The following is a 17,184-nucleotide window of genomic DNA, read 5'->3' on the forward strand; positions in this document are numbered from 1 at the left end:
CTTCATGCAGGACGGACCCGAGTCACGGCTCCTTCCGTCCACCGTGCCACTTCAACCGGACGACGACGAAGGCCGCCGGCTCCTTCAGGATGAGCTCGCAAAAGGCATCTACCAGGAAGCTGAACCTTCCCTGTTGGAACGCGCGTGGACAGCGTTCCTCAACTGGCTGGGCGAGCTCCTCGGTCAGATCCGCAGCGTTGACGCCGGATTAGGGACGATCCTGCTTGCGGTGGGCGCCGTCGTCGTTATTGCTGTAGCTATTCTCCTGATCAAACCGCGATTGAACGCCAGAAGGCGCCCCGAGCCGTCGGTCTTTCAGGCATCAGCCCGCAGCTCTGCGCAGACGCACCGGGCTGCTGCCGACGCGGCTGCCCGGAACAGCCAGTGGGATGAGGCTCTGACTGAACGTTTCCGCGCCATTACCCGCTCTGCCGAGGAGCGGGTAATCATCGACGAGCAGGCCGGACGCACCGCTGTCGAGGTGGCCCGGCAGCTGCAGGACCTCTTCAATGCTCAATCAGGCGATCTCGACTGGTTGGCGCTCCGCTTCAACGAGGTGCATTACGGCGCGCGCCCTGCAACCCAGGGCGATTACCAGCGAACAGTGGAGCTCGATCAGGTGCTGCTCCGTTCACAACCCCGGCACCGGACCGTAAGCCAGCAGTGGACGGTGCCGGTATGAGCAGCGTCATCCAGTCGGGTCCACCTGCACACGAGCTGCCTCCGAAGAAAATCGAACAGGAGGCCGGCAATGAGATCATGGGGGACGGCGGTAGCGCGCGTTCGACCGTTCTGGACAGGCTCACCCGGGCACGAGGGTGGATTGCTCTCGGTGTTCTCCTTGGGATCGTCGTCGTCATCGGTGTTGTGTTCGCGGGTTCCGGCGCGCAGGATCCGCTTTCGCCCGACAACGCTGCCCCGGAGGGAGCGCGGGCGGTGGCGGAGGTCCTCCGCGCCGAGGGGGTAGAGGTTGTCCGTGCGGAATCGCTCGAGGATGCCATCGACCGGCTGGAGGGGCCGGACGACACGCTGCTCCTGCACGATCCCAATACCTGGCTTACTGCGGGGCAGCTCGGAAACATCGGGGGCCTTGCCGACCGCACCGTCCTGATCGAACCGAGCCTGGGCATGCTGACGCAGCTCGCAAACGGAATAAGGTCTGCCGGAGTTGTGCCTGCGGACGTCGAGGAGCCTCTGCAGGCAGCGTGCGCTGATCCCGATGCCCGAGCCGCTGCGGCTGTGAGTCCGGGTGGATTGTCCTATCGAGGCGCGGTGACCTGCTTTCCGCTTCCCGCGGGTGAAGGCGGACGTCCGGCCGGAGTATTCGCGACTACCGCAGACGCAAGGGTGGCCGTCCTGGGTAACGGCGACATCATCAGCAACGGTTTCATTGACGAGCAGGGCAACGCAGCGCTTGCACTTCGGGTTCTGGGCAGCACGTCCACCCTCGTCTGGTACCAGCCCACGGAAAACGACCTCGCCATAAGTTCCGGACCGGTTGATCCGCTGAGCCTGCTGCCGGACTTCGTCAATCCGTTGATGATCTGGCTGTTGATCACCGCCCTGCTCGCCATCCTTTGGCGAGGCCGCCGCTTGGGACCGCTGGTCACGGAGCCGCTGCCCGTCGTCGTGCGCTCTGCTGAAACCGCCGCCGGACGTGCACGCCTTTACCAGGATGCGGGGTCGGTGGACCACGCCGTCCAGACCCTTCGCGCGGCCACTCTGAATCGCCTGGCCTCAGCCCTGCGCATACCGCCCTCCAGCAGCAGGGCGACCGTTGTTGCCGCTGCTGCACAGAAGACCGGCCGGGAGTTTGGCGACCTCGACCAGCTGCTCAACTCCTACAGCCCACGCTCCGATGCCCAGTTGGTGCAGTGGAGCCAGGAATTGGAAAAACTCGAACAGGAGATCCGTCGTTCATGAATCAGCACCCCCAGCACACGCCAGCTCCCCCGGCGTACCAGCCTGGAGCCAATGGAGCTTCACAGGTGACGCCGTCGTCGGGCGAGGCGTCCCGGGCGGACCCAACACGCCGAGCCCTCGTTGCAGTCCGCGAAGAGGTGGCCAAAGCCGTCGTCGGGCAGGACGCGGCAGTTACCGGCCTATTAATTGCTCTCCTCGCGAAGGGGCACGTCCTGCTGGAGGGCGTACCGGGTGTGGCAAAGACCCTGTTGGTCCGGAGTGTTTCCGCGGCCCTGAGCCTCGATACCAAACGGGTCCAGTTCACCCCGGACCTCATGCCGGGTGATGTGACCGGATCCCTGATCTTTGAATCCCGCACGGCTGAGTTCACGTTCCGTGAGGGTCCCGTCTTCACCAACATCCTCCTCGCGGACGAGATCAACCGCACCCCGCCCAAGACACAGGCGGCTCTGCTTGAGGCGATGGAGGAGAGGCAGGTATCCGTAGACGGCGTGAGCCGGCCCCTGCCGGAGCCTTTCATCGTGGCGGCGACCCAGAATCCCGTGGAATATGAGGGTACGTACCCGCTTCCCGAGGCCCAACTGGACCGCTTCCTCTTGAAGCTGACCCTTCCGTTGCCCGGGCGCGATGATGAGATCGAGGTTATTCGACGGCACAGCGCGGGATTCGATCCGCGCGACCTCAATGCTGCAGGCGTGCGAGCTGTCGCCGGTGAGAGTGACCTTGCGGCAGCAAGGCAGGCAGTTCAGCGGGTGGGCATGGCGCCGGAGGTGTTGAGCTACATCGTCGACCTCGTGCGGGCTACCCGTACTGCGCCCTCATTCCAGCTCGGAGTCTCACCCCGTGGGGCCACGGCCTTGCTGAACACCTCCCGGGCGTGGGCCTGGCTGTCCGGCCGCGACTTCGTCACGCCTGATGACGTCAAGGCCCTGGCTCTACCCGCCCTCCGGCACCGGGTGGCGCTGCGCCCTGAAGCGCAAATGGACGGCGTGAGCGTCGACACCGTGCTGGGGAACATCTTGGCAACCGTTCCCGTGCCGAGGTAGTCGTGAGCTTCCCAGCATGAGTATCACTGCCCGCCTCGTCCTCCTGGCCGCTCTCGGCGTCATTCCGGTGATCCTCTATCCGGGCGCTGTGTCTATCGCTGTGTGGCTCGCGCTGCTTGTTGCGGGCTGCGTCGTCGACCTGGTGCTCGCCGCTTCTCCCCGTGCGATTGGCCTCCAGCGCAAGCTTCCGGAAACCGTCCGTCTCACCGAGGAGACAACGAGCACCCTGACGGTACGCAATCACGCCAGGCGGACGTTTCGGGGCTGGATACGTGAGGGGTGGCAACCTTCAGCCGGTGCCCAGAATCCGGTGCATCACCTGAGCATTCCTGCAGGCGAAGGCCGCAACCTACAGGTCCGGTTGGTCCCCCGTCGTCGCGGCGACCTATCCGTTCACCACGTGACCATCCGCAGTGCCGGCCCTCTCGGATTGGCTGCCCGGCAGGTTACCATTCCGATGCCCGGCACCCTACGGGTGTTGCCGCCGTTTCATTCCAAACGGCTCCTGCCGTCGAAGTTGAGGCGGTTGCGTGAACTCGACGGCCGCGCCGCAGTGCAGATCCGTGGTGCCGGCACTGAATTCGATTCGCTGCGGGACTACGTCCGCGGGGATGACGTCCGGTCCATTGACTGGCGCGCGTCAGCTCGCCGACGGGATACGGTGGTGCGAACCTGGCGACCCGAACGTGACCGCAGGGTGGTGATCGTGCTCGACACCTCCCGCACCTCGGCAGCACGGATCGAGGATGAGCCCCGTCTGGACACGGGGATCGAATCGTCTCTCCTCCTGTCGGTGCTGGCCCAGCGCGGCGGGGACCGTGTGGACTTTCTCGCTTTCGACCGGCGTCCTCGTGCACGGGTGCAATCGGCGGCCAAGGGGAATATGCTCGCTTCGCTCGTGTCGGCGATGGCTCCGCTGGAGTCAGAGCTCATTGAAGCCGACTTTTCGCGGATTCCTTCACAGGTGCGCTCCATCTCCGCGCACCGCAGCCTGGTGGTACTCCTGACCGCACTCGATTCGGGCGCAGTGGAGGAAGGCCTGCTTCCCATGCTTCCATCCCTCACCGCACAGCACGTGGTCGTCGTTGCATCTGTGCGGGACCCGCATCTCGATGAGCTGCGCAGTCAGCGAGGCACCGCCGCGGAGACCTACCGGGCTGCAGCCGCGGAACGCGCGCTCCTAGACCGGGCTGCCATCAAGGAGCGGCTTCGGCAGCTCGGCGCCGAAGTAGTGGACGAGCCTCCCCACGAGCTTCCGTCGAAGCTGGCTGATGTCTACATTCGTCTCAAAGCGACCGGGCGCCTGTGAATGCCGGGAAGCGAATCATAAGCCCCCCGAGTCCTGCACGCTTCCCTGCCTGCACCTCCATTGACCGGAATTTACGAAGGAGAAGTGTATGACGCCGTCGGTGTACCAGCGCGCGCTCGGAGCGGAGTTCGGACGCCTGCAACCGGAGCTCCAGGAGTACTTCAGCCTGAACGAGGGCTCCCATGCATTCGGCCTTGGCCGCGGCGTCTTTGCGGTAGCGGGGAGTCCTGCCCCTCTCGTGAGGCCCTTTTTCGCGTTGGCTGCGAAGGAAAACAGCTTCTTCCCCGAGTACGAGAACGACGTCGAGTTCACGGTGCGGAACTGGGCCCATTCCGATCCGTACGGCAGGCCCTCCCTGACCGCGCGCCGCGACATCTCGTTCAGCACCGTATCCCGAGTGTTCGAAGACACCACGTCCTGGGCCGGGGACAGCCTGGTCGACTACCTCGGGCGTCATCGCCGCATGGCCACGGCGCTGACCTGCGAGGTGACGGCCGACGGCCATATGCGAATGATCTCGTCATCAACGCGCCTGTTCGCCGGCCGGCTGAGACTGGGGCTGCCCGACGTGGTCGGCGCACAGGCGTACATGGAGCAGTGGTGGGACGGCGCCGAGAGCCGGTTCCGCATCAAGACGAACGTCCTGCACCGGCAGCTCGGGCCAGTCCTGGTGTACGCCGGGTGGTTCACCTATGACCTGGTTGATTACGACGGCGGCCTGCCCGCTGACGTCGCCCCGGCACGGTGGGAGCCGCGAACCTGAGCGTCAGGCGTCGGCGATGGCCTGGTTGAGCGCGTCGGCGCTCTGGTGAAGGTGGGAGAGCACGCGGCGGCTGTGATCCGCCCCGCGCTCCGCAAGGCTTTCGGAGGGGACAAGCCGGATTGATCCGAGCGACTGAAGGGCCAGTCCGAGTCCCCGCCACGGCCGCAGAAGCGCATCGGCTGTTTCCTGCACACGCAGGGGCTTGCGGCCGGGCACCTGTACACCCGCCCACAGGGTGCGTCCCGCCTCGACCAGTTCGGCTATCGCTTCCCAGTCCCGGTTGGTCACTCCGCTGACCGGGACAGCGAATCCCACGTCGGGCACGCGCTGAAGCAGCGCTATCCGTTCCGCTTCACTCAGGGAAAGCACGACGGCGGCAGCCCCGGCTGCGCGCGCGCCCTCGGCCAGCAGCGTCCAGGCTTCGATGACTTCCTGCTCCCCTACGGCGCGGAGGGTCCGGTATCCGCTGGCGGTCGGGATGGCACCTTGCAGGACTTCCGCAATTTCGGGTTCGTCCAGCTGGAGAGTGAGGGCAGCCCCGGGACTGGCCGCAGCGGCCCGAGCCAGAAGCGATCCGACGCCGTCGACCAGTGCATCGCGGAGGTCACGCCTGGCCCCGTGGTCCAGCAGGGCTCGTTCACCGTTGTGCAGGTGCAGGTTGGCCGCGAGGGACAGCGGTCCCCGACAGTGCACCTTGAGTTCATGGGTGGGACGCTCCTCGGCCCCCACGAGATCCGCGAGGACGTTGAAGTCTGTGGAGAGCGCTGACACCGCCCGCCGGATATCCCGTCCGGGGCGGTCAACGAGTCTCCAGCCATGCGGCTGCAGATCGACCGGAAGTTCCGGCAGCAGTCCGGCGGTCCTGCCGACCTCGTCACTGCCTACACCGCGTTCGGGAAGGGATGGCAGGAACGGCAGGTTCGGGCTGCCCAGCTCACCGCGGATGATCCGCAGCGCTTCGACCGGATCCTGGCCCGGCCAGTCACCGAGGGCGGTGACCGTCACCGCGCCGGAGTCGGGCACAACGGCGTGCGACGCCGCAGCGGGATCAAGCACCATCGCGCGAGGAATGATTCTGTGAGATGTCCTGATGATGGCGAATGACCTCGGAGATGATGAAGTTCAGGAACTTCTCGGCAAAGGCCGGATCAAGGTGGGCTTCTTCCGCGAGCGCCCGCAGCCGCGCAATTTGCGCGGCTTCACGAGCGGGATCAGCTGGAGGAAGCTTGTGCTCAGCCTTCAGATGACCCACCCGCTGGGTTGCCTTGAACCGTTCAGCCAGCAGATAGACCAGGGTCGCGTCGATGTTGTCGATGCTGCCCCGAACTGAGAGCAGTTCTTCCATGACGGCGGGGTCGACCTCACCGGCGATTGAACTCGCCGCGGGGTCGAAGCGCCGGGTTTTCTCAGTCATGGTTCCAGTTAAGCAGAACCGGCAGACGCACAGCGCATTGTGTCCCGGGACGCCGAAGGGTCAGCGCGCTGCCGCAAGGTCCGGCCGCTCAAGCGAGCGGGCGGAATCCAGCGTCGCCTGCCCCAGCACGCGGGTGCCCTGGTAGATGACCACTGTCTGTCCGGGAGCGACACCGCGCATCGGCTCGATCAACCGCACCACGAGACTCTGGCGACCATCGTCGTCGTACTCGACCTGCGCGCGGGCGTCCACGGGGTCACCGTGGGCGCGCACCTGGGCCATGCAGTCGAACTCCTCCCCGCTCTCGACGGCGGGAATGGGCAGACCCGCCCAGGAGACCTTGATGCCCCGCAGCTGATCGACCGCGAGCATGCGCTCGGGACCGACGACTACCGTGTTTTCCTTCGGTCGGATTTCAAGCACGAATCGGGGCTTTCCGTCCGGTGCCGGGCGTCCTAGTTTCAGGCCCTTACGCTGCCCGACGGTGAAGGCGTTCGCTCCCGGATGGGTGCCGATGGTTTCACCGTCCACATCGACGATGTTGCCCTCGGTGAGCTCGATGCGTTCCTCCAGCCAACCGCGCGTGTCGCCGTCGGGGATGAAACAGATGTCATGGCTGTCGGGCTTGTTGGCGACCGACAGGCCCCGCCGCTCAGCCTCCGCGCGCACCTCGGCCTTGGACGGCGTGTCCGCGAGCGGGAACATCGAGTGCTTCAGCTGCTCATGCGTGAGAACGCCCAGGACGTATGACTGGTCCTTTGCCCAGTCGGCCGCACGGTGCAGCTCCCGGCTGCCGTCGGCATTCTCTATCACCTTCGCGTAGTGGCCGGTGCAGACGGCGTCGAACCCGAGGGCTAGCGCTTTTTCCAGCAGCGCAGCGAACTTGATCCGCTCGTTGCACCGCATGCATGGGTTGGGGGTACGACCGGCAGCGTACTCGGCGATGAAGTCGTCAACCACGTCCTCCTTGAACCGCTCGGAGAAGTCCCAGACGTAGTACGGGATGCCGAGGATGTCGCAGGCACGCCAGGCGTCCCGGCTGTCCTCGATGGTGCAGCATCCACGGCTTCCGGTTCGTAGGGTTCCCGGCATCCGGGATAGCGCTAGATGAACACCGACGACGTCGTGCCCCGCCTCAACGGCGCGGGCAGCCGCGACGGCCGAATCGACTCCGCCGCTCATCGCTGCGAGTACCTTCATGAACTGAAACCCGTTCCTGCTGTCTGGATGGATGATGCGTGGCCGGACATCCCAGCCTTCCGCGCTCGCTCGTACGCGTCGGGCAACGCGGCCACCAAGGTGTCAACGTCTTCAGGCGTCGATGTATGCCCGAGGCTGAAACGCTGGGCACCACGCGCCTCGGTTTCGGTCAGCCCCATGGCCAGGAGGACGTGCGATGGCCGCGGCACTCCGGCGGTGCAGGCAGACCCTGTGGAGGACTCCACTCCCGCCACGTCGAGCAGGAAGAGCAGCGAGTCTCCCTCGCATCCCGGGAAGGTGAAGTGGGCGTTTCCCGGCAGCCGCTGTGTGCGCGGGCCCCTCAGGACAGCTTCCGGAACAACGCGTTCGACGCCGGAAATCAGCTGGTCGCGCAGACCGGAAATACGTGCGGACTCAACTGAGAGGTTGGTGACGACGTCGTCGGCTGCTGCTGCGAAGGCGGCGATGCCCGCGGCGTCAAGGGTGCCCGATCGGATGTCGCGCTCCTGTCCGCCACCGTGCTGGACCGGGGTCAGTTTCACTGCCCGACCCACCAGCAAGGCTCCGACACCTACAGGGCCTCCGATCTTGTGCCCGCTGATCGCCATGGTGGCAAGTCCGGAATCCGCAAAGGACACCGGAACTGACCCGAACGCCTGAACAGCGTCGGAGTGCAGGGGGATGCCGTGGCGGGCAGCGGCAGCGGCAATGTCCGCTATGGGCTGGAGCGCGCCCACCTCGTTGTTGGCCCACATGACGGTGACCAGCGCGATCTCGTCGGCGGCGGCGGCGAGCTCCCGCTCGAGCACGTCCATCCGGACGATCCCCTCGTCGGTGACCGGCAACCAGGTAACTTCGGCGCCTTCGTGACGTTCCAGCCACTCGACGGTGTCCTGAACGGCGTGATGTTCGACGGCGCTGCACAGTATCCGTAGGCGGCGCGGGTCCGCGTCGCGGCGGGCCCAGAAGAGACCCTTGACGGCGAGGTTGTCCGCTTCGGTTCCGCCGGAGGTGAAGATGACTTCCGAGGGATGCGCGCCGGCGGCCCGCGCAATGGTTTCCCGGGAGTCCTCGACCACCCGGCGGGCACGGCGGCCCGAGCCGTGCAGCGACGAGGGGTTGCCGCTACGGCTGAGTTCGGTGGTGAGAGCGGCGAGCGCGGGCGCCGAGAGGGGCGTGGTCGCCGCGTGGTCAAGGTACACGGGCACCCCGCAATTCTATCGTTGGGTGTCGCCAAAGCCGAACGGGCCTGTGAGTTGTCTCCCCCGGGAGGAACGGTCAGGAACGCCTGATAGAAATAAGCTGTGGAAAAGCTCCCCGTGCGCACAGGCGCCCAGTTCATTCCCCAACTGCTGCACGCCAGGCATGACTTCGGATCACGGGTCCTTGATTTCGACAACCAGATCGCCCTCATGGCCATCATCAACCGCACTCCTGATTCGTTTTACGACGGCGGACGCACCTTTGCGCTGGAGGCGGCGGTGGACGCGTCACTTCAGGCAGTCGCCGACGGCGCGGACTGGGTTGACATCGGCGGGGCGCCCTTCGCTCCTGGGCCTGGGATACCGGCCGCCGAGGAAGCTAACCGTATTGTTCCTGTCATCCAGGCCGTGCGGGAAGCCTCCGACGTCGTCATCTCAGCGGACACGTTCCTCCCGGAGGTGGCGGAACAGGCAATCAAGGCCGGCGCCAACGTCGTCAATGACACCACCGGCCTGCGCAACCGCGATCTTGCCGCGGTGATCTCGCAGACGGGCGCCCACGTCGTGATCACTCACAGTCTGGCCGAACCGAGGACCGTTCTTGGCCGGCCGAACTACACCGACGTGGTGACCGAGGTAGCCGACTTCCTCGTGCGCCAGGTTGAGCTCGCGGTTTCCCTGGGTATCAGTGAGGACCGGATCCTGGTTGATCCCGGCCACGATCTGAACAAGAACACGATGCACTCCCTTGAGATCACACGGCGGTTCTCAGAAATCGCCGGACTCGGGTACCCGACCCTTGCGGCTGTATCCAACAAGGACTTCATCGGTGAAACCCTGGATCGGCCGAAGAAGGCCCGGGATGAGGGTTCCCTCGCTGCAGCTGTCATGTGCGCGCTCGGCGGGGCGAGGATTCTCCGGATGCATAACGTCACTGCCGCGCGGTCCACCATCAATCTAATCGAAGCAGCGATGGGGTGGCGTGAGCCGGTCTACCTCCGGCACAACATGGGAGAGTTCAACCAGCCATGATCAACCAGGTCCTCCCGGCGGGTGCCGTCGATCGGACAGACGAGGATCTGCTCGCCCTGTACGCTTACCCGGCCCATAGCCCATGGGTACGTTTCAACTTCATCGCCAGTCTCGACGGGTCCGCAACACACCAAGGCGTTTCCGCACCCCTGGGCAACGAGGGCGACCGCCGTTTGTTTGGTCTCCTCCGCAGGTTGTGCGACGTCATCCTGGTGGGAGCAGGGACGGTGCGGGCCGAGGGATACGCGGGACCGCTCGTCAGCGAAGAGGACACCCGGTGGCGCGTAGCTCACGGGATGTCCGGCCATCCGGCGCTCGCGATCATCTCCGGCACTCTCGGGCTGGATCGGGACAGCGAGCTTTTCCAACGGTCTCCGGTTCGCCCGGTTCTGTTCACAGCAGCGACTGCGAACCCGGAGCGGGTGCGATCACTCTCCGAAGTGGCCGACGTCGTCGTCGTGGGTGAGGACCGCATCGATTCCCGTACCTGCGCAGACTGGCTCCATAGCCGCGGGTTGGGACGGATACTGTGCGAAGGCGGACCGGGCATCTTCGGAGGGTTCATCGCCGAGGACTCCGTCAATGAGCTGTGCCTTTCCGTGAGCCCCCTGTTGACCGGCGGCGAGGGCACCCGCATTTCGGCCGGCGCTGACAACCCGCAACTGCGAGCGATGACGCTTGCCTCACTGCTTGAATCGAACTCCGCCCTCTTCGGTCGCTGGGTGAGGTCGGGCGGGGCCTAGCCCGGCGGAACAACCGAGATTCGGCTCCGGATGTCTGCGACGGCGGCTGTGAGATTTTCGTCCGACGGGCAAGACACGACGAACGCCAACCCCGTGCCGGTGGCGTGAAAGAGCCGCAGCGAAATCGCGCTGGCGGGCGTATCCCCCGTCGCCTCCTGGATGTACGTCAGGAACTCGACTGAGGCCTTCGATTCGCCCGCGGACTCTCCCCACAGCCATTCCGTGATGACCAGATATTCGGGCAGGATACTCGGGTCCATGAAGCGGAACAGAGCCTCGGTGGACGCGCGGTCGTCGCCGTCGACCAGGAGCGGACCCTGAGCGGGTGTGTATCGCAACGACGCAGTACATCCGGACTCGCTGACGTAGACGGACTCCCCGTTGACGAGCAGCTTCTTCTGGGTCCAGCCCGGGGTGCGGGTGATGCCGTCGGAGAACGCGACCATATCCGCCTGCTCGATGTACCCACCGCGGTCAAACGTCATGTCGTTGCCCACGATGTCGGCGCGGGGAAGCGGGGGAAGTTCGGGCGGACCGGAAGCCTCCGCCGCTGCGTTGTCCACCGGCGCAGGCTGCACCGGCGCCGTCGTGCTGCTGGCGGGGGTCTCAGCACCCGGCATCACCGGCACTTCTATACGGCACCCGGCGAGCACCGGAGCAAGGCAGAGCAGGACCAGGCACGCCGGAAGCGGTCTATTGCGCCATGTCTGCACCACGCACTCCCTAACGTCTGGACCTTCCGAATTGCCCTGCCCACTCTACCGAGCGCGGTGCATGGCACCCATGGGGAGGCGTGCCCATACGGTTTGTTCCTACGGCGCGAGCACCCTGAGCACCCGCGGCACAACGTCGATCTGCACCGGGCCGTCCCCGACCGGCTCGCCATCGGCAAACAGTTCGACGTCCCGCACCTCAAGCTCAACCGACGACACCCGGCGAATGTGGACTGCCCGCAACCGAACATGCCCGCCGGAGAAGAGGAGCGGAAACAGCATAAGAAGACGCAGGCGCGGCAGCGGGTCAATCACGAGGAGGTCCAGTTGACCGTCATCCGGGCGTGCATCAGGTGCGATCAACATGCCCCCGCCGATGGAGCGCATGTTTGCGATGCAGACAAGTACCGCGTGCGGATCGGTCCGGTGGCCGTCGGCGCTCAACCGATACTGCGGCGGCCGGAAGAATGGCAGCTCGCGGAACAGCGCCAGAACGTACCGCGCCCGCCCCCGCGGCCAGGACCAGCGGTTCGCCCGGGCGTTCACCACCGCATCCAATCCTGCCGAACAGGCGGCCGCAAACCAGACGTCGGGGCGGTCGGAGCCGCGAATCCGTCCGAGGTCAATTAACCGCGAATCACCGGTCAGCGACTTCAAAATGACGGCGAGCGCGGCCGACGGCGAGCCGAGCGGAACGCCCAGAGACCGCGCGATGTCATTGCCCGTGCCCGCCGGAATGATGCCCAGCGGCACACTGGTACCGGCGAGCGCATTGATCGCCACATGCACGAGACCGTCTCCGCCGATTGCGATGAGTCCGTCCGGGTCTCCCGCGAGCGCTGTCTCAAGCTCGGCATGCAGAGATGAAAGGCCCTGTAGCCCCACCACCCGAAGCGTGTGGCCGGAAGCCTCCAGCCCGGCCAGCGTACCGGGCATTGCGCGTGCGCCTGCGCCGGATCCGGCCGTCGGATTCACTGCAAGGACAAGCCTCACCGGACTACCCTGCCGTGTGGCTCCGCGATGACCATCGCCTGTGAAGCGTCGACGAAGCGGGCTCTTCCACAGTCCTCCCGCTCGCCGCTCAGCCCGTACCAGTCCAACCTGCTCGGTGCCTGATCCTTGCCCGCCATGCTTTCGATGTTATCGGCCCATTTGCCGGAGGTGGACGCACCGTTTACAGTCAAGCGCGGAACCTGCGAACACCGTTCCCGATCCCCTTCCGGATGAAAGGCCACCATGGCAGCCCCCGAACGCACGTACTACGCCGTGCTTGGGGTGAGCAGGAGTGCGACCGCGAAGGAGATCAAGGACGCCTACCGCCGGGCTGCGCGGACGGCCCATCCTGATGCCGGCGGAAGTGCGGAACTGTTCCATGACGTGGCCGTGGCCTATGAGATGCTTGCCGATCCCGAACGCCGCCGGCGCTACGACCGCACACTCGGAGTGGAGGATCCGCTGCCCGATGCCCGGCCGAGATCCAACTCTTCGCGGCCATCGCGGCCCGCTCCATCCGAGGCTCACGCCCTGCCGCCCCGGTATGAGCCCCCGTACGACGGCGGCGCAACAGCCGGTTCGGTCCCGCTCACCCTCGCGCAGCAGCAGGTTCACGGTACAGCCCGTCAACCGGGCGCCCTTGCCCGCCTTCGCCCCGGGGCGACGGCGCGATACGACGGGGAACGCGCCACTGCACGCCTCGTCGAGGGCAGCCTGCTGCCCGGCTTTCCTGCGGCGCGGCTCGTCAACGGGCTGGCGTTCGGCGGCGGAGTCGAAGTAGGGCATGCGCTGTTGGCGGGCTACCGCATCGCCGTGGTGGACTCACTCGTGGCACCGCCGGGGAACTACTCCTGGGACGGACACCGGCTGCGGCACCGCGGGCGGCAGGCCGGCGATGTGCGCATCACCCAGACGGTGCGTCAGGTGCAGGACCTGTTCCCGGAGTGCAACGTGCGCGGTTGGCTGGTGCTTCACGGCAGGCTGGACAATCCGTTCGAGCCGATTGTCGATTACCCGCCCTCCCTCGACCGCTCGGCACTGGCGTCCGTGCACGTCGCCAATGCCGGGACGCTCCTCCGGGAGCTACGGCGCTTCCTGTCCGAGGGTCCTCAGCCCAACACTGTGCAGGTGCCGGTGCTTGCGAGGCTGCTCGACGCGGCCGGACGCTAGGATTGCACAGTGTTCCGCATCCTCTTCTACACGCCCGAAATTCCCGGCAATACCGGCAACGCCATTCGGCTGGCTGCGGTCACCGGAGCTGAGCTCCATCTGGTGGAACCGCTGGGCTTCGACCTTGATGACACGAAGCTCCGACGGGCCGGGCTGGACTACCACGACCTCGCCGTACTGACGGTTCACCCGGACCTCGATACAGCGCTCGGCGTGCTCCGGCCTGAGAGGCTCTTTGCCTATACCTCCGAGGGAACAGTCACTTACTCAGATATCCAGTACCGGCCAGGTGATGTCCTGCTGTTCGGGCCGGAATCTGTCGGGCTTCCCCTCGAGGTGAAGAACCACCCCGCCGTGACAGCCAGGGTGCGCCTCCCCATGCTGCCTTCACGCCGGTCCCTGAATCTGGCCAACTCGGCATCGATCGTGGTGTACGAAGCATGGCGCCAGCAGGGGTTCGGGGGCGCACAGGATGTGCAACCCGTCGCAAAGGAGCACTCATGACCGGCGTAGGTAACCTTTTCGACGACGGCGCGGAGCATTTTGAGCGCCTGGCACCCGTTCTGTGGAACACCATGGGAAACGTGCTGGTGGCCGCCGCGGACCTACACCTGGGACACAGAGTTCTGGACGCGTGCTGCGGCAGCGGTTCGGGTACCATTCCCGCCGCACAGGAGGTGGGTCCCGAAGGACGGGTGGACGCTGTGGACCTGTCTGTCGAGCTGCTTGCACTCGCCGAAGCAAAGGCAGCCGCGCTGGATCTCAGCTCGGTCAACTTCGTGAACGCAGACGCCTCCACCTGGACCTCGGGCGAACCCTATGATGCAGTGCTGTGCGGGTATGGCCTCTTCTTCCTTCCCGACATGGCTGCCGGCGCCGTCCACCTCGCGTCGCAGTTGCGCAGCGGCGGCAAGCTGGCGGTGAGCACCTGGCAGGAACACGCCCACGAACCCTTCGCATCGCTCCTGCGCGAGGTGTGCTTCGAGGAACAGCCGCAGTTGCGGGAAGCTGCTGTCCCCAAAGCGACACGCCAGATGGCAGAGGTCGCATCGGCCGAGAAACTGCATGCTTTCCTCACCACAGTGGGGTTCGAATCGATTGAGGTACACGAGACGCCCCTGCAGGTACCGCTCGACGCCGAACTGACCTGGACGCTGGTACTCGGCACGGGGTACCGCTTCATGCTGCCGTCCGACCCGGACGGCAGGGAACGGGTACGAACGCGGTTCCTCGAAAGCCTGGGACAGGACATGACCCTCAACGCTGACTCGTTGATCGCCGTCGCGACCCGCCCCTAGCCCCCAGCGTAGGCTGACCCATCCGTTTCGCCCGCCGTTTCGAATGAGGGGTAGTACCGGCAGCAGGCCGGTGAAGACTGGCGCAGAAACGGGCGGTGCAGCATGGGCGGAACGGTGGTTGGTCACGTACTGACCCGCGCGGCCGCTCGACCTGTTCGGGATACCCGGCGGGGCGCTTTATGCTTGAAACCTATGGATACGCCACGTGTGAGCCGGATAACGCCCGCCAGGTCGGACCCCGACCAGGCTGCCGGTGAATCCTCAGGAGCGGTTGACCTCGCTGATCTTCTAGCGCGGGTCGCCCTGCAGGACCAGAGCGCCTTTGCTGAGTTCTATGCACAGACGTCCCGCAGGGTTTACGGCCTCGCCCGACGAGTGCTCATCGATCCCGAACTCAGTGAGGACACAACGCAGGAGGTTTACCTGCAGGTGTGGAACATGGCCGACCGTTTCAACCCGGACGCCGGCAGCCCTATGGCTTGGCTCATGACTCTGGCGCATCGCCGGGCCGTGGACAGAGTGCGCTCCGAACAGAGCTCCACCGACCGGGAGGCTCGGTACGGAGCGGCGATGCAGGTGAAGGACCATGACGACGTCGTCGATACAGTGACGCAGCGCCTGGAGGCCGAAGCTGTGGTCCAGTGTCTGGAAACACTGACGAAGACGCAGCAGGAGTCCGTTCGGCTCGCTTATTACGGCGGCCTGACGTATCGCGAAGTGGCAGAAAAACTTGGCGTGGCGGTGCCCACGATCAAGTCGAGAATCAGGGACGGACTGATTCGGTTGAAAACATGTTTGGGGGTGAACTGAGATGCAGGACAAGGAAATGAACAAGCACTTTACAGACGATCTCCGGCAGGACCTGGCCAAAGGCCTGGTCGCCGAGTGGGCCGAGATGTACGCCCTGGATGCTGTGACTGACGAGGAGCGCACCACACTCGAGGACTACATCTCAGACGCCGCTCCCGAGGTACGCGAGACCTTCCACCGCCGGGTCCGCTCGACACGTGAGGCACTGGCGCAGTCGTTCGCAACCCATGAGGAAGAACCCCCCGCCGACCTGCTCTCACGCATTGTTGCGAATCTTCCGGCTGACGGACCGTCAGCTGCCGAGCCGGCAGGCGCTTCAGCGACGGATGAGTTGAGCGCACGCCGCAACGCGCGCCGGGGCCAGTCCCCGGCCGCGAGGTGGCTGCTCGCCGCCGCGGCTGCAGTGGTCGTTGCCGTCGGCGGTGTCACTGTGGCGCAGAACCTGCAGCCATCATCAGTTCAGGAGCAAGTTCTGCAGGCGGACGATGTCCAGCGCGAAGAGGTTGAGATCGGTGACACCGGTACCGCTGTACTGGCGTTCTCGGAGTCCCGGGATGCAGCCGTCGTTACCCTGGACGGTGTGCCGTCCCCGCCGGAAGGCAAGGTCTACCAGATGTGGCGGGTCCCTGCTGACGGTGCTTCCCCTGAATCGCTGGGGACGATGACCGGCGAGGACGTCGCCCATACCGAGCTGGCTATCGAAGGCATCAACACCTACAGCGGACTTGCGATCACTGTGGAGCCGGAAGGCGGATCTGAGACGCCGACCCTTCCGATCGTCGTGCAGATTCCTTTCGGGGACGCCTAGTCAGAAACCGGCAATCGTCTCGTCAGTGTTGATAGGCACAACCTGGAAGACTTCCGCGCTGCGCCCTTCCGGCAGACCGCCACGGCGAGCATTGGCGGCGAGAAACCCCCGGACTGCGCTGTCCATGCGCTCGATGTCAGGGTGCTGGCTGGCGTGGAACCGCAGAGCCCGCATCTTGTCTTCCACGTGGTCGGTCACGTCGACGAAGTGGTTTTCGAGTTGGGTGGGCCCGCCGAAGAACCAAAGCCACGGCACCCGGTAGGCGTCGAGTCCCCGGGCGGCGAGTTCAGGGAAGGCGTACGGATTTTCTACGGCCGGATAGATCGCGCGCGTGACCGCTTCCCCGCATGCGAGGTGATCCGGATGGCTTTTCTGAATTCGCTCCCAGTTGCGCTCAGGGTGCATGGAGAGGACTACCTGCGGACGCACCGTTCGAATGAGTTCAACAACGCTCGCAACGAGCTCTTGGCTAGGCTCCAGATAGCCATCCCGATGACCAAGAAAATGCACATTCTCAACACCGACCAGACGCGCAGCGGCGCGCTGCTCCTCGCGACGCAACTCCACGATGTCGGGCCGGTGCTCGTCGGAAAATCCCCCGGCATCACCGTCGGTCATGATGCAGTACTCAACGACGACGCCGCCCGCACGCCATCGTGCGACCGTCCCCGCCGCACCGAAATCAATGTCATCCGGGTGCGCTACGAAACAGAGAACACGGCTCACGCCGTCCAACGACTGTTCAGGGACTTTGGCCATT

General features: G+C 65.4%; 20 protein-coding genes. 12 read left to right on the top strand and 8 right to left on the bottom strand.

Translation table 11 applies throughout. The annotated features are described in order from the left end of the window. The first annotated feature begins 4 nt into the window (after positions 1-4). The 5 genes from M1D74_RS10945 to M1D74_RS10965 all read left to right on the top strand — a co-directional run bounded on the left by M1D74_RS10945 (position 5) and on the right by M1D74_RS10965 (position 5,041). Positions 5-682 carry a DUF4129 domain-containing protein gene (locus tag M1D74_RS10945; protein ID WP_458115341.1) on the top strand — a complete coding sequence of 226 codons (678 nt, stop codon included), beginning with the start codon at positions 5-7 and terminating at the stop codon, positions 680-682. After that, positions 679-1,923 (top strand): DUF4350 domain-containing protein, encoded by a 1,245-nt coding sequence (locus M1D74_RS10950; RefSeq protein WP_458115342.1) that lies wholly within the window; start codon positions 679-681, stop codon positions 1,921-1,923. The genes M1D74_RS10945 and M1D74_RS10950 overlap by 4 nt, the downstream gene beginning before the upstream one ends. After that, positions 1,920-2,969 carry an AAA family ATPase gene (locus M1D74_RS10955; RefSeq protein WP_458115343.1) on the top strand — a complete coding sequence of 350 codons (1,050 nt, stop codon included), beginning with the start codon at positions 1,920-1,922 and terminating at the stop codon, positions 2,967-2,969. Before M1D74_RS10950 ends, M1D74_RS10955 begins: the two co-directional genes overlap by 4 nt. A gap of 16 nt (positions 2,970-2,985) precedes the next feature. Next, positions 2,986-4,278 (top strand): DUF58 domain-containing protein, encoded by a 1,293-nt coding sequence (locus M1D74_RS10960; protein ID WP_458115344.1) that lies wholly within the window; start codon positions 2,986-2,988, stop codon positions 4,276-4,278. A gap of 88 nt (positions 4,279-4,366) precedes the next feature. Continuing rightward, the gene (locus M1D74_RS10965) at positions 4,367-5,041 is read left to right on the top strand and encodes a DUF4166 domain-containing protein (RefSeq protein WP_458115345.1); all 675 of its coding nucleotides are present in this window, start codon (positions 4,367-4,369) and stop codon (positions 5,039-5,041) included. Positions 5,042-5,044: 3 nt separating this feature from the next. On the opposite strand, the gene M1D74_RS10970 is transcribed toward M1D74_RS10965, so the two are convergent. The 4 genes from M1D74_RS10970 to M1D74_RS10985 are packed head-to-tail and all read right to left on the bottom strand — an operon-like array spanning position 5,045 to position 8,863. Next, positions 5,045-6,100, bottom strand: a complete 1,056-nt coding sequence (locus M1D74_RS10970; RefSeq protein ID WP_458115346.1) for a hypothetical protein — start codon at positions 6,098-6,100, stop codon at positions 5,045-5,047. Next, on the bottom strand, positions 6,090-6,455 hold the full coding sequence (locus M1D74_RS10975; protein WP_309071405.1) for a chorismate mutase: 366 nt from the start codon (positions 6,453-6,455) through the stop codon (positions 6,090-6,092). The genes M1D74_RS10970 and M1D74_RS10975 overlap by 11 nt, the downstream gene beginning before the upstream one ends. Positions 6,456-6,515: 60 nt before the next feature. Then, complete coding sequence (gene mnmA, locus M1D74_RS10980; protein ID WP_309071406.1) at positions 6,516-7,655, bottom strand: tRNA 2-thiouridine(34) synthase MnmA; 1,140 nt, start codon at positions 7,653-7,655, stop codon at positions 6,516-6,518. Next, a complete protein-coding gene (locus M1D74_RS10985; RefSeq protein ID WP_458115347.1) occupies positions 7,652-8,863 on the bottom strand; it encodes a cysteine desulfurase family protein in 1,212 nt (403 codons plus the stop codon). Before M1D74_RS10985 ends, mnmA begins: the two co-directional genes overlap by 4 nt. Before the next feature lie 96 nt (positions 8,864-8,959). Here M1D74_RS10985 and folP point away from each other — a divergent pair, with 96 nt between their 5' ends. After that, entirely contained in the window at positions 8,960-9,889 is a 930-nt protein-coding gene (gene folP, locus M1D74_RS10990) for a dihydropteroate synthase (protein ID WP_458115348.1), read from the top strand. Continuing rightward, positions 9,886-10,632 carry a pyrimidine reductase family protein gene (locus tag M1D74_RS10995; protein ID WP_309071409.1) on the top strand — a complete coding sequence of 249 codons (747 nt, stop codon included), beginning with the start codon at positions 9,886-9,888 and terminating at the stop codon, positions 10,630-10,632. The genes folP and M1D74_RS10995 overlap by 4 nt, the downstream gene beginning before the upstream one ends. On the opposite strand, the gene M1D74_RS11000 is transcribed toward M1D74_RS10995, so the two are convergent. From M1D74_RS11000 to M1D74_RS11010, 3 genes are all read right to left on the bottom strand, one after another. Further along, positions 10,629-11,348, bottom strand: coding sequence for a hypothetical protein (locus M1D74_RS11000; RefSeq protein WP_458115349.1), 720 nt, complete (start codon positions 11,346-11,348; stop codon positions 10,629-10,631). The genes M1D74_RS10995 and M1D74_RS11000 overlap by 4 nt on opposite strands. Before the next feature lie 96 nt (positions 11,349-11,444). Next, positions 11,445-12,338: a diacylglycerol/lipid kinase family protein gene (locus M1D74_RS11005; RefSeq protein ID WP_458115350.1), complete on the bottom strand. Its 894-nt coding sequence runs from the start codon at positions 12,336-12,338 to the stop codon at positions 11,445-11,447. Further along, a complete protein-coding gene (locus tag M1D74_RS11010) occupies positions 12,335-12,529 on the bottom strand; it encodes a hypothetical protein (RefSeq protein WP_458115351.1) in 195 nt (64 codons plus the stop codon). The genes M1D74_RS11005 and M1D74_RS11010 overlap by 4 nt, the downstream gene beginning before the upstream one ends. Before the next feature lie 52 nt (positions 12,530-12,581). Between M1D74_RS11010 and M1D74_RS11015 the strand changes: the two genes are divergently transcribed. The 5 genes from M1D74_RS11015 (at position 12,582) to M1D74_RS11035 (ending at position 16,424) form a co-directional block, all read left to right on the top strand. Further along, complete coding sequence (locus M1D74_RS11015) at positions 12,582-13,508, top strand: J domain-containing protein (RefSeq protein ID WP_458115352.1); 927 nt, start codon at positions 12,582-12,584, stop codon at positions 13,506-13,508. Between the two features lie 9 nt (positions 13,509-13,517). Beyond that, complete coding sequence (locus M1D74_RS11020; protein WP_309071414.1) at positions 13,518-14,012, top strand: tRNA (cytidine(34)-2'-O)-methyltransferase; 495 nt, start codon at positions 13,518-13,520, stop codon at positions 14,010-14,012. Then, positions 14,009-14,806 (top strand): methyltransferase domain-containing protein, encoded by a 798-nt coding sequence (locus M1D74_RS11025; protein ID WP_458115353.1) that lies wholly within the window; start codon positions 14,009-14,011, stop codon positions 14,804-14,806. Before M1D74_RS11020 ends, M1D74_RS11025 begins: the two co-directional genes overlap by 4 nt. Positions 14,807-14,998: 192 nt before the next feature. Beyond that, a complete protein-coding gene (gene sigK, locus M1D74_RS11030; RefSeq protein ID WP_309071416.1) occupies positions 14,999-15,616 on the top strand; it encodes an ECF RNA polymerase sigma factor SigK in 618 nt (205 codons plus the stop codon). Between the two features lie 16 nt (positions 15,617-15,632). Continuing rightward, positions 15,633-16,424 (top strand): anti-sigma factor, encoded by a 792-nt coding sequence (locus M1D74_RS11035; RefSeq protein ID WP_458115354.1) that lies wholly within the window; start codon positions 15,633-15,635, stop codon positions 16,422-16,424. On the opposite strand, the gene M1D74_RS11040 is transcribed toward M1D74_RS11035, so the two are convergent. Further along, a complete protein-coding gene (locus tag M1D74_RS11040) occupies positions 16,425-17,183 on the bottom strand; it encodes a PIG-L deacetylase family protein (RefSeq protein ID WP_309071418.1) in 759 nt (252 codons plus the stop codon). It abuts the gene before it with no gap. Between the last annotated feature and the right edge of the window lies 1 nt (position 17,184).

This window comes from Arthrobacter sp. D2-10, assembly GCF_054161285.1.

What these genes read in the sequence shown, in the direction of transcription:
- M1D74_RS10945 (WP_458115341.1), top strand. Translation starts at nt 5, where the DNA reads ATGCAGGACGGACCCGAGTCACGGCTCCTTCCGTCCACCGTGCCACTT.
- M1D74_RS10950 (WP_458115342.1), top strand. Translation starts at nt 679, where the DNA reads ATGAGCAGCGTCATCCAGTCGGGTCCACCTGCACACGAGCTGCCTCCG.
- M1D74_RS10955 (WP_458115343.1), top strand. Translation starts at nt 1,920, where the DNA reads ATGAATCAGCACCCCCAGCACACGCCAGCTCCCCCGGCGTACCAGCCT.
- M1D74_RS10960 (WP_458115344.1), top strand. Translation starts at nt 2,986, where the DNA reads ATGAGTATCACTGCCCGCCTCGTCCTCCTGGCCGCTCTCGGCGTCATT.
- M1D74_RS10965 (WP_458115345.1), top strand. Translation starts at nt 4,367, where the DNA reads ATGACGCCGTCGGTGTACCAGCGCGCGCTCGGAGCGGAGTTCGGACGC.
- M1D74_RS10970 (WP_458115346.1), bottom strand. Translation starts at nt 6,100, where the DNA reads ATGGTGCTTGATCCCGCTGCGGCGTCGCACGCCGTTGTGCCCGACTCC.
- M1D74_RS10975 (WP_309071405.1), bottom strand. Translation starts at nt 6,455, where the DNA reads ATGACTGAGAAAACCCGGCGCTTCGACCCCGCGGCGAGTTCAATCGCC.
- mnmA (WP_309071406.1), bottom strand. Translation starts at nt 7,655, where the DNA reads ATGAAGGTACTCGCAGCGATGAGCGGCGGAGTCGATTCGGCCGTCGCG.
- M1D74_RS10995 (WP_309071409.1), top strand. Translation starts at nt 9,886, where the DNA reads ATGATCAACCAGGTCCTCCCGGCGGGTGCCGTCGATCGGACAGACGAG.
- M1D74_RS11015 (WP_458115352.1), top strand. Translation starts at nt 12,582, where the DNA reads ATGGCAGCCCCCGAACGCACGTACTACGCCGTGCTTGGGGTGAGCAGG.
- M1D74_RS11025 (WP_458115353.1), top strand. Translation starts at nt 14,009, where the DNA reads ATGACCGGCGTAGGTAACCTTTTCGACGACGGCGCGGAGCATTTTGAG.
- sigK (WP_309071416.1), top strand. Translation starts at nt 14,999, where the DNA reads ATGGATACGCCACGTGTGAGCCGGATAACGCCCGCCAGGTCGGACCCC.
- M1D74_RS11035 (WP_458115354.1), top strand. Translation starts at nt 15,633, where the DNA reads ATGAACAAGCACTTTACAGACGATCTCCGGCAGGACCTGGCCAAAGGC.
- M1D74_RS11040 (WP_309071418.1), bottom strand. Translation starts at nt 17,183, where the DNA reads ATGGCCAAAGTCCCTGAACAGTCGTTGGACGGCGTGAGCCGTGTTCTC.